We start from the raw sequence: 385 nt of genomic DNA, 5'->3' as shown, positions 1-385 counted from the left end.
CTATTTCGTCTTTCATGTGTCCAAAGAAGGATTCTTGGGGAGCGTTATCCCAACAGTTTCCTCTTCGTGACATAGATTGACGCAGTTCTTTATCCGCGAGTAATTTTTGAAATTTTATACTTGTATAGTGAATGCCCTGGTCGGAATGGATCAGGGTTTTCTGTTGTTTTGAAATGTCATGGTTGATCAAAAGGTCTTCAATCATCTCTAAAACAAAATCAATACTTAAGGATTCACTTAATTGATACGCTAAGACCTGGTTCGTGAATGCATCAATCACGGCAGATAAATAAGCTTTCCTTCCTCGCCCGTAAAAGAGATAGGTGATATCTGTTAAGAGGATCGTTCGTGGACCGTAGGCTCTAAATTCTCTGTTAACGAGATT

1 protein-coding gene is annotated in these 385 nt (G+C 39.2%); it reads right to left on the bottom strand.

Annotation, left to right across the window (positions count from 1 at the left end; all coding sequences use genetic code 11):
* The coding region (locus tag ACYQ2O_RS12925) for a DDE-type integrase/transposase/recombinase (RefSeq protein WP_459796799.1) at positions 1-385 on the bottom strand (385 nt) is incomplete at both ends.

Source organism: Alkalibacterium sp. m-11, from assembly GCF_054658155.1.
The sequence above is the reverse complement of the archived record's forward strand: the minus strand, read 5'-3'. Positions and strand labels throughout refer to the sequence as shown.